Source organism: Streptomyces argenteolus (genome assembly GCF_042902585.1).
Taxonomy (GTDB): domain Bacteria; phylum Actinomycetota; class Actinomycetes; order Streptomycetales; family Streptomycetaceae; genus Streptomyces; species Streptomyces argenteolus.
Genome location: NZ_JBIBEG010000005.1, coordinates 334,857 through 347,705, shown reverse-complemented (window position 1 = coordinate 347,705; position 12,849 = coordinate 334,857). Strand labels below are relative to the sequence as shown.

Sequence of the window (12,849 nt, the reverse complement as noted above, 5' to 3'; positions counted from 1 at the left end):
CTGGCGCGTCGGCGAGTTCATCTCGCGTCGGCGGGGGTCGGCGCGCGCCGCGCGACGGGCGCGCGCCGGTGGGTTCAGTGCGCGTCGGCGATGTGGTGCGTGCCGATGCGCTTGCGGAACACCCAGTACGTCCAGCCCTGGTACAGCAGGACCACCGGCGTGGCGATACCGGCACACCAGGTCATGATCTTGAGGGTGTACGGGCTGGACGAAGCGTTGGTGACCGTCAGGTTCCAGGCTTCGTTCAACGAGGACGGCATGACGTTCGGGAAGAGCGTCAGGAAGAGCATCGCGACCGCCGCGGCGATGGTCACCCCGGAGAAGGCGAAGGACCAGCCCTCGCGTCCCGCCGCGATGGTTCCGACGGCCAGGACCAGCGCCACCACGGCGATCGCCATCGCCACGAGGCTCCAGCCGTTTCCGTTCTCCACCTGGGTCCAGACGAGGAAGAGCAGCGCGAGCACCGCGGTGGCCACGCCCAGCTTGAGGGCCGCACCGCGTGCCCTGGCGCGGATGTCCCCGACCGTCTTGAGCGCGGCGAAGACCGCTCCGTGGAAGGTGAAGAGGAAGAGCGTGACCAGCCCGCCCAGGAGGGCGTACGGGTTCAGCAGATCCCAGAGGTTGCCGACGTACTCCATGTCTGCGTCGATCTTCACGCCTCGGACGATGTTTCCGAAGGCCACACCCCAGAGCACGGCGGGGATCAGCGACGTCCAGAAGATCGCGTGCTCCCAGTTGGTCTGCCAGCGCTCCTCCGGCCGCTTCGCCCGGTACTCGAAGGCCACCCCGCGCACGATCAGGCAGAGCAGGATGATCAGCAGCGGCAGGTAGAAGCCGGAGAACAGGGTGGCGTACCACTCCGGGAAGGCAGCGAAGGTCGCTCCGCCCGCGCTCAGCAGCCACACCTCGTTGCCGTCCCAGACCGGCCCGATCGTGTTGATCAGGACCCGGCGTTCCTTGCGGTCGCGGGCCAGCAGCTTGGTGAGGACCCCGATGCCGAAGTCGAATCCCTCCAGGAAGAAGTAGCCGATCCAGAGAACGGCGATGAGCACGAACCAGACGTCGTGGAGTTCCATCTCTCAGCTCCGCTTGTTCTCAGTAGGAGAAGGCCATCGGCCGGTCGGCGTCCTGGTCATGGCCGCCGATCCGGGTGGGCGGGTTGAGGTCGGCCTCGGTGAGCTCGGGCGGGCCGGCCTTGATGTACTTCATGAGCAGCTTGACCTCGACGACGGCGAGCACCGCGTAGAGCGCCGTGAAGGCGATCATCGAGGTGAGGACCTCACCCTGCGAGACTCCGGGGGAGACCGCGTCACGGGTCTGGAAGACGCCGTAGACCACCCAGGGCTGACGCCCCATCTCGGTGAAGATCCAGCCCCAGGAGTTGGCGATCAGCGGGAAGAGCATGGTCCACAGGGCCGTGAGCCAGTAGAGCCTGGCGAACTTCGGGCTCAGCACCTTGTTCCTGAAGAGCACCAGGTTCGGCACCTCGTCCTCGCCGGTGCGCAGTGCCTCCGGCAGCATGAACTTCTTCCGCGTCAGCCAGAGGCCCAGCAGGCCGAGGCTCAAGGAGGCCATCCCGAAGCCGATCATCCAGCGGAAGCTCCAGAACGCGACCGGGATGTTGGGCCGGTAGTCACCGGGGCCGTACTTCTCCTGCTCCGCCTTGTTGATGTCGTTGATGCCGGGGATGTACGAGGTGAAGGTGTCGTCCGCGAGGAAGGACAGCACTCCGGGGATCGAGACCTCCACCGTGTTGTGCCCCTCGGCGACATCGCCCACCGCGAAGAGCGAGAAGGGTGCCCCGGACTCGCCCTCCCACAGCGCCTCGGCCGCTGCCATCTTCATGGGCTGCTGCTTGAACATCACCTTGCCGAGGACGTCACCGCTGACGGCGGTGAGCAGACCGGCGACCACCACCGTGACCAGGCCGAGCCGGAGCGAGGTCCGCATCACCCGGATGTGCCGCTTGCGCGCCAGGTGGAAGGCGGCGATGCCGACCATGAAGGCCCCGCCCACGAGGAAGGCCGCCGTGATCGTGTGGAAGAACTGGGCGAGCGCGGTGTTCTGCGTGAGCACGTGCCAGAAGTCCGTGAGCTCGGCACGGCCGCGTTCCTCGTTGATGCGGTAGCCGACGGGGTGCTGCATCCAGGAGTTGGCGGCCAGGATGAAGAAGGTCGAGAGGATGGTGCCGAGGGAGACCATCCATATGCAGGCCAGGTGGATCTTCTTCGGCAGCTTGTCCCAGCCGAAGATCCACAGCCCGATGAACGTGGACTCGAAGAAGAACGCGATCAGCGCCTCGAAGGCGAGCGGGGCTCCGAAGACGTCACCGACGAACCGCGAGTAGTCGGACCAGTTCATGCCGAACTGGAACTCCTGGACGATGCCCGTGACCACACCCATCGCGATGTTGATCAGGAACAGCTTGCCCCAGAACTTCGTGGCCCTGAGGTACTTCTCGTTGCCCGTCCGCACCCACGCCGTCTCCAGGCCCGCCGTGAGCGCGGCGAGCGAGATCGTCAGAGGGACGAACAGGAAGTGGTAGACGGTGGTGATGCCGAACTGCCATCGAGCCAGAGTCTCCGGTGCCAGAGCCAGGTCCACGCCGCTTCTCCTTACGTCGCCGTGATCACAGCCGCAGCTTGCCCCTTCATTTCCACCGATCACGGGAGAAACAGGGCCCGCTTGTGAACGCGTTCACATTCACAAGCAATTATGGCGCACACCTGACCGAAGCCTTCGCCCGGGGGGGTGCTTTCCGGCCGAGCGCCCCGAACGTGCGATACCGGACAGCGTCCGCCGGGCACGCAAAGGCAGGGGCCGCACCCGGAGCGGCCGGGTACGACGGTGGCCCCGGACCTCGACGAGCGAGGTCCGGGGCCACCGGAGATCCTGTGCCGGGTGGAGCTCGTCACAGCTCCTGGCGGTAGGCCTCGGCCACCTTCAGGAAGACGTCGTTCGCCTCGGTCTCGCCGATCGTGACCCGCACGCCCTCGCCCGCGAAGGGCCGCACCACCACGCCGGCCCGCTCACAGACCCCCGCGAAGTCGAGCGTGCGGTCCCCGAGCCTCAGCCAGACGAAGTTCGCCTGGGACTCCGGGACGGTCCAGCCCTGCCGCACGAGGCCCTCGTACACCCGGGCGCGCTCGCCGACGAGCGCGCCCACCCGCCCGAGCAGTTCGTCCTCGGCGCGCAGCGACGCGACCGCCGCGTCCTGGGCGACCTGGCTCACCCCGAAGGGAACGGCCGTCTTGCGCAGGGCCGCGGCCACGGGTTCGTGCGCCACCGCGAAGCCGACCCGCAGCCCCGCGAGGCCGTAGGCCTTGGAGAAGGTCCTGAGCACGGCGACATTGGGCCGCTCCCGGTAGATCTCGATGCCGTCCGGCACGTCGGCGTCCCGGATGAACTCCTTGTACGCCTCGTCGAGCACCACCAGCACGTCGGCGGGCACCCGGTCCAGGAACCGCTCCAGCTCCGCCCTGCGCACCACGGTGCCGGTCGGGTTGTTCGGGTTGCAGACGAAGATCATCCGGGTCCGGTCGGTGACCGCTCCGGCCATCGCGTCGAGATCGTGGACCTCCCCGCCGGTCAGCGGCACCTTGACCGAGGTCGCACCGCTGACCTGGGTGATGATCGGATACGCCTCGAACGAACGCCAGGCGTAGATGACCTGGTCCCCCGGCCCCGAGGTGGCCTGGAGCAGCTGCTGGGCTACACCCACCGAACCCGTACCGGTGGCCAGATGGGAGACGGGCACGCCGAAGCGGTCGGCCAGTTCGTTCATCAGACCGGTGCACGCCATGTCCGGATACCTGTTGAACGTGGAGGCGGCGGCGAGCGCCGACTCCATGACACCGGGCAAGGGGGGATAAGGGTTCTCGTTGGAGGACAGCTTGAAGGCAACCGCTCCTTCGGCGCCCGCCGGCTTGCCCGGCACATACGCAGGGACGCCGTCCAGCTCGGCGCGCAGCTTGGGGCTCGTCTCGCTCACCGCAGGTCCTCCTCGACCGTCCGTACACAGCAATACTGCTCACCTTATGAGGATTGGGCTCTCATGCGAATGGCCGGAATCCGAAATCGCCCGCCCCACACCGCACGCCCTGACGCGCGCGGCTGCCGGCACCCGTCGGGAGGGGGAGCGCCGCGCCTCACCCTGCGCGCCGGTCGCTCACGCCGTGGCGCGCATCCCTCGAACAGGTGAGTTGAGACCTCTTCGAGACATGGGCCATTCAGCAGGTCCATGCGCGTCGATGCATGACACATCGACCCGCAGAGCTCCAACGCCCTTGCTTCACATGGCATTTACGCCTTACTGACCATGCAGAAACGTGCCTGTCAACGCGTGCATATGCGGCCGACCCAACCCCGCGCCGGAGCCCTACTATCGGCTCGCTATGACAGCAGCAGGGAAGCACCAGGTGAGCCGGACAGAGACGCCCCGGCGCAGCGGCCGGCAGGGACGGGCGGGTATCCGGGACGTAGCCGCGGCGGCCGGGGTCTCCATCACGACCGTGTCCGACGCCCTCAACGGCAAGGGCAGGCTCCCGGATGCCACCCGTCGGCATGTGCGCGAGGTCGCCGAGCGCCTGGGCTACCGCCCGTCCGCGGCGGCGCGGACCCTCCGTACCGGCAAGTCGGGGCTGATCGGCCTGACCGTGACCACCTACGGGGATGAACCTTTCACCTTCACCGAGTTCGCGTATTTCGCGGAGATGGCGAGGGCCGCGACCTCGGCCGCACTCGCCCGTGGCTACGCCCTCGTGATCCTGCCGGCGACCTCACGCCACGACGTCTGGTCGAACGTCGCCCTCGACGGGACGGTCGTCATCGACCCCTCCGACCAGGACCCCGTGGTCACCGAACTCGTGCGCCAGGGACTCCCCGTCGTCTCGGACGGGCGACCGGACGGGTCGCTTCCGGTCACGGCCTGGGTCGACAACGACCACCGGGCGGCCGTGCTCGACCTGCTCGACCACCTCGCGGCAGCAGGGGCACGCCGGATCGGCCTGCTCACCGGCACCACCACCGACACGTACACCCGCCTCTCCACCACCGCCTACCTCCACTGGTGCGAGCGCGTCGGACAGGACCCGGTCTACGAGTCCTACCCCGCCCACGACCCCTGCGCGGGAGCCGTCGCCGCCGACCGGCTCCTCGCCCGCCCCGACCGCCCCGACGCCGTCTACGGGCTCTTCGACCCCAACGGGACCGACCTGCTCGCCGCCGCGCGCCGCTACGGCCTCCGGGTCCCTGACGACCTCCTGCTGGTCTGCTGCAGCGAGTCGACGGTGTACGCGTCGACCGAGCCGCCCATCACGACGCTCTCGCTGAAGCCCCGCAGAATCGGCACGGCAGTCGTCCAGCTACTCATCGACGCCATCGAAGGGGTCGAGCACGACGGGCCCGTGGAGCAGGTGATACCGACGGAGCTCATCGTCCGGACGTCCTCCCAACGGCGTCCGCCGCGCACCACGGTCAGCGCGCCACGGTCACCCGCCGGGGACTGATCGGTTCAATCCGGACCAAACGGCCGGTGAACCTGGTGCGCGCGAGGATTCACCACCCCTGGTGCGTCACACAGCACGATCCGCATTCCTATGATGGGCGCACGACACCGCGGACCACCTCTACCAGGCAGGGCCCGTCAGGTGTACGGAGGCGCGACGGTGGTGGAGGGGTCGATGACTCAGGGGGCCGGTCAGGAACCCGTAGTGCGGACAGCGACGTTGCGCGACTTCCGCGTACCGCCGTATGCGCAGGCACCGATGCCCCCGCCCTCGCCGCATCCGGGCAACGCCGCGGTGGGGGACGAGCCGCCGGAGGGGTACACCCCCACGGAGCGCGATCTTCCGGTGATCAACCGCGGTGACACAGTCCAGGTGCAGGCCGTCCCCGATCCCCGCCCGGCTGACGACCGGGGCCGTGGTCCGCTGTACGTGGTGGGCGACGTCCACGGCTACCTGGACGAGCTCCTCGCCGCCCTGGCCGAACAGGGCCTCGTCGACGCGGACGGCAGCTGGGCGGCCGGCAACGCCAGACTCTGGTTCCTCGGCGACTTCACCGACCGCGGCCCGGACGGCATCGGGGTCATCGATCTCGTCATGCGGCTCTCCGCGGAGGCCGCGGCGGCCGGCGGGTACTGCAAGGCCCTCATGGGCAACCACGAACTGCTGCTGATCGGCGCCAAGAAGTTCGGCGACACCCCGGTGAACTCCGGTGCGGGCACCGCGACCTTCCAGGCCGCCTGGCTGCTCAACGGCGGCCAGAAGACGGACATGGAGCGGCTCCAGGACGTCCACCTCCAGTGGATGGCCCGGCTCGACGCGGTCGTCGAGGAGGACGGGCATCTGCTGATGCACTCCGACACGACGGCCTACCTCGACTACGGGTCCACCATCGAGGACGTCAACGACACCGTGCACGCCATCCTCACGAGGAACGACGCGGACGAGTGCTGGGACCTCTTCCGCAAACTCACCAAGCGGTTCGCCTTCCGTGACGAGGGCGGTGCGCAGGCCGTCCGCGAGCTGATGGCGACGTACGGCGGACAGCGCGTCGTCCACGGCCACAGCCCTATTCCGTACCTGCTCGGAGAGGTCGGTTCGGAGGACGGCGAGGAGGCCGCACGCCCCGTCGTCGACGGCCCGCACGTCTACGCCGAGGGGCTGGCCATCGCCATGGACGGCGGGGTGACCATGGCCGGAAAGCTTCTGGTGGTGCAACTTCCCCTGCATGACTGACGAGCGCGGGGGAAGACACGGCACGATCCGACACCGTGGGCTGCTGGGCCTATTTCCGGAAACCCTCTGTCACCCCGTGCCGTAGGCGCTCTACCATCGGCCTATCAGTAGCAGGCTCTCCTCCGTTTCCGCCCGATCGCCCGGCCCCACGCGGTCGGTCCGGCCTTACGGAGCATCGGGGGATGCACATGAATAGCGCTCCGCACCTGCTGGCCGAGGACCGCCCCGAATACGAGCGGATCCTTGCCGACGCGCTGCGTCATGCTCACGAACGACCGGATCTGGCCGGAATCGGCGACCGCCTCAACGCGGAACAGCTGCGGACCATGGCGCTCGACGCCACGCCGCTGATCACCGCGGCAGCCGCCACGGAGTACGAGCACTACGTGACGGTCCGGGGTGAGCTGCGTGAGCCCGACGGCCCCGTGGACCCCGACTCCGTCCTCGAACCCGCCGTGGACGAACCGGACTCCACGGGCGCCGGCACCCTGGCGGTGATCACCGTGCTGGCTCCCGTCCTCGCGGGCACGGCCGCCCTGATATTCCTGCTGGTCGGCTATGTCCTGAAGGCCGTCAGCCCGGCCCCGGCCTTCGCCGGGACCATGGTCACCGCCGGGTGGTTCTTCGCGGCTGTCGCCGCCGCGGCCATCCTCGTGGCCGCGGTGGGGCTCCTCCTCACCGCACTGAACAACGGGGCCACCGCGCTGCCCGCCGTGGACGAGGAGGAGGAACCGGAGGACGTGGCGCGCGCCCGGGAAGCCTGGCGGCACGCCCTGCTGGAACGCGGCATCCTGCCCTTTCTGCGGGACGCTCTCGCCGACCCGACCGCGGGGCCGGCCTCGCGCACCCCGCACCGTTCGGCCAACCGCATCCCGAAGATCGGCTACAGCAGGCCCGACTTCACGGGTCCGGCCGACGGCCCCTCAGCCGGCCCGCGCCCGACCTTCACCAGCCCGGACTTCACCAGTCCGGACTTCGGAGGGCCCGAGCACCAGCCCGACTGACCGCCCTGAGCCCTGTGCGGGGAGGACCGCTCGGTTCGTCACCGCGCCAGGACGGCCGGTGTCCCCCGCTCACACCCGGGGGGCACCGGCCGGGCCTCAGTCCGCGATGGGGAGGTAGACCCGGTTACCCGCTGCCGCGAACTCCCTGGACTTCTCGGCCATCCCCGCCTCGATGTCCGCCTGCTCGTCCCCGTGCTCCCGCCGGATGTCGTGGGAGATCTTCATCGAGCAGAACTTCGGACCGCACATCGAGCAGAAGTGCGCCGTCTTCGCCGGCTCGGCCGGCAGCGTCTCGTCGTGGAACTCCCGTGCGGTGTCCGGGTCGAGCGCCAGGTTGAACTGGTCCTCCCAGCGGAATTCGAAACGGGCGTCCGAGAGCGCGTCGTCCCACTCCTGCGCGCCCGGGTGCCCCTTGGCGAGGTCGGCCGCATGGGCCGCGATCTTGTACGTGATGACGCCGGTCTTGACGTCGTCACGGTTGGGCAGACCCAGGTGCTCCTTGGGCGTGACGTAACAGAGCATCGCGGTCCCCCACCAGGCGATCATCGCCGCGCCGATGCCCGAGGTGATGTGGTCGTACGCGGGAGCGACGTCGGTGGTCAGCGGGCCCAGCGTGTAGAAGGGTGCCTCCTCGCAGATCTCCTGCTGAAGGTCGATGTTCTCCTTGATCTTGTGCATCGGGACATGGCCCGGACCCTCGATCATCGTCTGGACACCGAACCGCTTGGCGACCGTGTTGAGCTCCCCGAGCGTACGGAGCTCGGCGAACTGCGCCTCGTCGTTGGCGTCGGCGATCGAGCCCGGGCGCAGCCCGTCGCCGAGGGAGTACGTCACGTCGTAGGCGGCGAGGATCTCGCAGAGCTCCTCGAAGTGCTCGTAGAGGAACGACTCCTTGTGGTGCGCCAGGCACCACGCCGCCATGATCGATCCTCCCCGGGAGACGATGCCCGTCTTGCGACGGGCCGTCAGCGGGACGTACGGCAGCCGGACACCGGCGTGCACCGTCATGTAGTCGACGCCCTGCTCCGCCTGCTCGATCACCGTGTCCTTGTAGATCTCCCAGGTCAGCTCCTCGGCACGGCCGTCGACCTTCTCCAGGGCCTGGTAGAGGGGGACGGTGCCGATCGGCACCGGGGAGTTGCGCAGGACCCACTCACGGGTGGTGTGGATGTTGCGGCCGGTGGAGAGGTCCATGACCGTGTCGGCGCCCCACCGGGTGGCCCAGGTCATCTTGTCCACCTCCTCCTCGATCGAGGAGGTCACCGCGGAGTTGCCGATGTTGGCGTTCACCTTCACCAGGAAGCGCTTCCCGATGATCATCGGCTCGATCTCCGGGTGGTTGACGTTCGCCGGCAGCACCGCCCGGCCCGCCGCGATCTCCTCGCGCACGACCTCGGGCCCGACCTTCTCCCGGATCGCCACATACTCCATCTCCGGAGTGATCTCGCCCCGCCGGGCGTACGCGAGTTGGGTCACCGGCCGGCCGTCCCGGCTGCGCCGCGGCTGCCGCGGGCGGCCGGGGAAGACCGCGTCGAGATTGCGCAGCCCTCCGCGCGGAGAGGTGTGCTTGAGCCCGTCGTCCTCGGGGCGCCCGGGGCGGCCCGCGTACTCCTCGGTGTCCCCGCGGGCGATGATCCAGTTCTCCCGGAGGGGGTCGAGCCCCCGGCGTACGTCGGTGTCGATGGCGGGATCGGTGTACGGCCCGGACGTGTCGTACAGCGTCACGTCCGTGCCGTTGGTGAGGTGCACCTGACGGACCGGCACCCGGAGGTCCGGGCGCGAGCCCTGGACGTATCCCTTGTGCCAGCCGATGGACTTCCCGGCCTCGACGTCCTGCGCATTCTGCGCATTCCGCTTCGAGGCAGGCGTGCGTGCGTCCGCTGTGGTCATGAGACCTACTCCCTACGCCGGCATTACCCGGTAACAGGTTCGGCGGTCGGCGCAGCGTGGTCCGTACGGATATACGGAGGTCAGCGCCCTCTCAGCCCGGTGCTCCGAGCTCCCGCGTGTGCAAATGTGCCTCAACGCTAACCTCCCGTCTGGCGTGCTGGCCAGAGGGCCTCCCCGGTTCTTGGGATGATCGCCTCGTGACGTCTCCCGGAAGCGCCCCCGAACCCCACGGCCCCGCAACAGGCAGCACGCAGAGTCATGTGCACGCCCACAGCCACACCCACGGCCCCGCCGCGCCCGTGTCCAAGCATCTGCGCAAGGTCATCGCGGCCGTGGTGATCCCCTTCGCCACCGCGGTGCTGGTGGGTCTCGTGGCGTTCTGGCCCGGCGGCGCCCCCGCCCACGAGCGCACGGGGGTCGGCTTCGACCGGCAGACGCAGGAGGGGCGGGTGACGAAGGTCGTGACCGTCGACTGCGCGGACGTCAACGCCTCGCAGGTACCGGCGACCGGCGACACGTCGACCGCCGCGGGGCGCGAGGCGGTCAACGAGCAGTCGGGACAGTGCAAGAAGGCCACGGTCGAGGTGACCACCGGAAAGGACAAGGGCCGTACGTTCGTCGAGGTCGTACAGCCCGACGCTCCCCGCCAACTCCACGAGGGCCAGGGCGTGGTCGTGGCGTACGCGCCCGACGCCCCCCGTGACCTGCAGTACTCGGTGACGGACGTGGACCGCTCGGTGCCGATGGCACTGCTGGCCGGGATCTTCGCCCTCGCGGTCGTCGTGGTCGGGAGGATGCGCGGGCTGATGGCACTGATCGCGCTCGCCATCTCCTTCGGCGTCCTGACGGTGTTCATCCTGCCGGCCATCCTGCAGGGCTCGAATCCGCTGGTCGTCGCGGTGATCGGGGCGAGCGCGATCATGCTGATCGCCCTCTACACCTGCCACGGCCTGACGGCCCGCACGTCCGTGGCCGTCATCGGCACCCTCATCTCCCTGCTGCTGATCGGGCTGCTGGGCTCGCTGTTCATTGACTGGGCCAGCCTCTCCGGCAACACGGACGACAACACCGGCCTCATCCACGGGCTCTACCCGGACATCGACATGAGCGGCCTGCTCCTGGCCGGTGTGATCATCGGTTCGCTGGGCGTGCTCGACGATGTGACCGTCACCCAGACCTCCGCGGTCTGGGAGCTGCACCAGGCCGATCCGACGATGGGCGTACGACGGCTCTACCGGGCGGGCATCAGGATCGGTCGCGACCACATCGCCTCGGTCGTCAACACCCTCGTCCTGGCCTACGCGGGCGCCGCGCTCCCCCTGCTGCTGCTCTTCTCGATCGCCGAGAGCAGCGTGGGGACCGTCGCCAACAGCGAGCTGGTGGCGGAGGAGATCGTCCGGACGCTGGTCGGATCGATCGGGCTGGTCGCCTCGGTGCCGGTGACGACGGTGCTCGCGGCCCTGGTGGTCTCCGCGGACCGCACGGGGCTCGGCGCGGAAGCCGGAGCTCCTGCACCCGCACGGACCGGGAGGGGCCGACGCCGCAAGGCGTGAGCCGCGAGGCCGGAGACATGGAGCCGGGCCTCCGGTGTTCGATGTTCAGCCGGGCCTTCGTGCTCAGCCGGCGTTCTGTTCCTTGGCGAGGATGCGCCCCAGCGCCTCTTCGAGATTGCCGTCGAAGTCACCCAGCGTGTGCTCCTGACCCAGTGGCACCAGCTTGTCCGTCCGGTCGAGAAATGCCACAAGAGGTGCCGTTCCGGCCCGGAAGAGCGCGCGGTCGGCACCGACCTGCAGGCGGATGTGTACATCGGAGAGCCCTTCGGGCTCGGTCGGGGCGATGTGCACATCGCCGTCACCGCTGGGGCTGTTGAGGCCGTCGAGCAGCAGCTCACGGCCGAAAGCCCAGGTGACGGGGGCGTCACCGGGCAGGTGGAAGGTCATCCGGATCGCGTACGGATCACTGACCTCGTACCGGAGTTCCACCGGAATACGGAAGGAGAGCTCCTCGGAGACGAGGAAGCTCATCATGACCTCTGCTTGAACCGACTCGCGCATCGTTCAACCCCGCAGTAGATGAAACTGGCCAGGAATGATCCCCCATGGCCCTATTGACGCCATCGTGGTGCAAGCGATAGCAGATCACAAGGAGTGATTTTTCAGATACTGATAGAGAACACGAACGAGCGCAAGAGGGTGGTCACTTCGCAGCGTAGTTGTTCGACTGCGGCGAGCAACCGTTCTTCTTGGTGCAAGGGGAGAGAAACAGCCATGGCCGCCACGGCGGAACCCACAGTGATCGGAATGGCGGCACAGACCGTTCCCATCACGTACTCCTGTCGTTCGATGACCGGTTCCGTACGTTTCATCGACCTCAACCGATCCAGAAACGTCTGACGGTCCCTTACGGAGTAACGGGTCAGCTGACGGACGGGATGCCGGTCCAGATGATCCTCCCGCGCGCGCTCGTCGAGCTGGCTCAGAAGGCACTGGCCGAGAGCGTGCGCATGCCCCGTCTCGCGGAACGAGGCCCACTCACGCACCGCCGGCAGCGAGGGAGTGTCCGCGACCGCGACCATCTCGATCTCGCCGTCCCGGTACAGGGCGCAGTACACCGGGGCACCGATGACGTCCGCCCAGTGCGCGAGCGAGTCCACGATCACACCGGGCCGCGGGGTCGCGGGTCCGCCCCCCAGACGTTCGGCGGCGTCCCCGAAGAGGAAGACACCGTTCTCCCTGCGCAGATAGCCCTCGTGCGTCAGGGTGCGCAGCAGGTGGTAGGCGGTGGGAAGGGGGAGGCCCGCCTCGCGGGCGAGCTGCTTCGCCGGAGCTCCGTCCCGATGGGTGCCCACAGCCTCCATAAGTCTCAACGCACGCTGAACCGAACCGATCAACGTCGGGACAGCGGTACTCGATGCCGTGGTCACAGGTCACCCCCAGGCATGGTGACGGGCTCTCAGCCCTCCCGAGGGGGCCGCCCCCACGGGCCCGCCGCGAGCCTGGGGTCCGGAGACCGGACGGTCGCACAAACCACTGGGCAGGATGGTGACGGGCCGTCATTTCCCAGCTGGCGGCAGCGTTACGTCACTGTATCGGCACAGTAAGTCACGGGTGAGGTTTCGTCCCGGACTTAGCTCTGCTGGGCTAATCGCCGAATGCGCGGCCCTATACCCGGCCCCTGGCCACAGCGCGGTCCGGTGTGCCCTCGTCCGCGCCCGC

Annotated in this window: 10 protein-coding genes; 4 read left to right on the top strand and 6 right to left on the bottom strand. The window is 68.6% G+C overall.

Going from position 1 to position 12,849, the window contains the following annotated elements:
* Positions 1-74: 74 nt before the first annotated feature.
* The 3 genes from cydB to hisC form a co-directional block, all read right to left on the bottom strand.
* Complete coding sequence (gene cydB / locus ACFY8O_RS20320) at positions 75-1,076, bottom strand: cytochrome d ubiquinol oxidase subunit II (protein WP_387904236.1); 1,002 nt, start codon at positions 1,074-1,076, stop codon at positions 75-77.
* 19 nt (positions 1,077-1,095) lie between these two features.
* The gene (locus ACFY8O_RS20315; protein WP_387904234.1) at positions 1,096-2,604 is read right to left on the bottom strand and encodes a cytochrome ubiquinol oxidase subunit I; all 1,509 of its coding nucleotides are present in this window, start codon (positions 2,602-2,604) and stop codon (positions 1,096-1,098) included.
* Positions 2,605-2,911: 307 nt separating this feature from the next.
* Positions 2,912-3,991: a histidinol-phosphate transaminase gene (gene hisC, locus ACFY8O_RS20310; RefSeq protein ID WP_387904231.1), complete on the bottom strand. Its 1,080-nt coding sequence runs from the start codon at positions 3,989-3,991 to the stop codon at positions 2,912-2,914.
* Positions 3,992-4,394: 403 nt separating this feature from the next.
* Here hisC and ACFY8O_RS20305 point away from each other — a divergent pair, with 403 nt between their 5' ends.
* The 3 genes from ACFY8O_RS20305 to ACFY8O_RS20295 all read left to right on the top strand — a co-directional run bounded on the left by ACFY8O_RS20305 (position 4,395) and on the right by ACFY8O_RS20295 (position 7,744).
* Positions 4,395-5,507, top strand: a complete 1,113-nt coding sequence (locus ACFY8O_RS20305) for a LacI family DNA-binding transcriptional regulator (RefSeq protein WP_145807935.1) — start codon at positions 4,395-4,397, stop codon at positions 5,505-5,507.
* A gap of 174 nt (positions 5,508-5,681) precedes the next feature.
* Positions 5,682-6,740 (top strand): metallophosphoesterase, encoded by a 1,059-nt coding sequence (locus ACFY8O_RS20300; protein ID WP_387904230.1) that lies wholly within the window; start codon positions 5,682-5,684, stop codon positions 6,738-6,740.
* Positions 6,741-6,922: 182 nt separating this feature from the next.
* Positions 6,923-7,744, top strand: a complete 822-nt coding sequence (locus ACFY8O_RS20295; protein ID WP_387904228.1) for a hypothetical protein — start codon at positions 6,923-6,925, stop codon at positions 7,742-7,744.
* A 96-nt stretch (positions 7,745-7,840) separates the two neighbouring features.
* Here ACFY8O_RS20295 and thiC read toward each other — a convergent pair whose 3' ends face one another.
* Positions 7,841-9,634, bottom strand: coding sequence for a phosphomethylpyrimidine synthase ThiC (thiC, locus tag ACFY8O_RS20290; RefSeq protein ID WP_145807943.1), 1,794 nt, complete (start codon positions 9,632-9,634; stop codon positions 7,841-7,843).
* Positions 9,635-9,831: 197 nt separating this feature from the next.
* Here thiC and ACFY8O_RS20285 point away from each other — a divergent pair, with 197 nt between their 5' ends.
* Positions 9,832-11,187 carry a YibE/F family protein gene (locus tag ACFY8O_RS20285; RefSeq protein ID WP_387904225.1) on the top strand — a complete coding sequence of 452 codons (1,356 nt, stop codon included), beginning with the start codon at positions 9,832-9,834 and terminating at the stop codon, positions 11,185-11,187.
* A gap of 63 nt (positions 11,188-11,250) precedes the next feature.
* Here ACFY8O_RS20285 and ACFY8O_RS20280 read toward each other — a convergent pair whose 3' ends face one another.
* Together ACFY8O_RS20280 and ACFY8O_RS20275 are read right to left on the bottom strand one after the other, a co-directional pair.
* A complete protein-coding gene (locus tag ACFY8O_RS20280) occupies positions 11,251-11,688 on the bottom strand; it encodes an SsgA family sporulation/cell division regulator (protein ID WP_145807947.1) in 438 nt (145 codons plus the stop codon).
* A 101-nt stretch (positions 11,689-11,789) separates the two neighbouring features.
* Entirely contained in the window at positions 11,790-12,557 is a 768-nt protein-coding gene (locus tag ACFY8O_RS20275) for an IclR family transcriptional regulator (RefSeq protein WP_208766050.1), read from the bottom strand.
* Between the last annotated feature and the right edge of the window lie 292 nt (positions 12,558-12,849).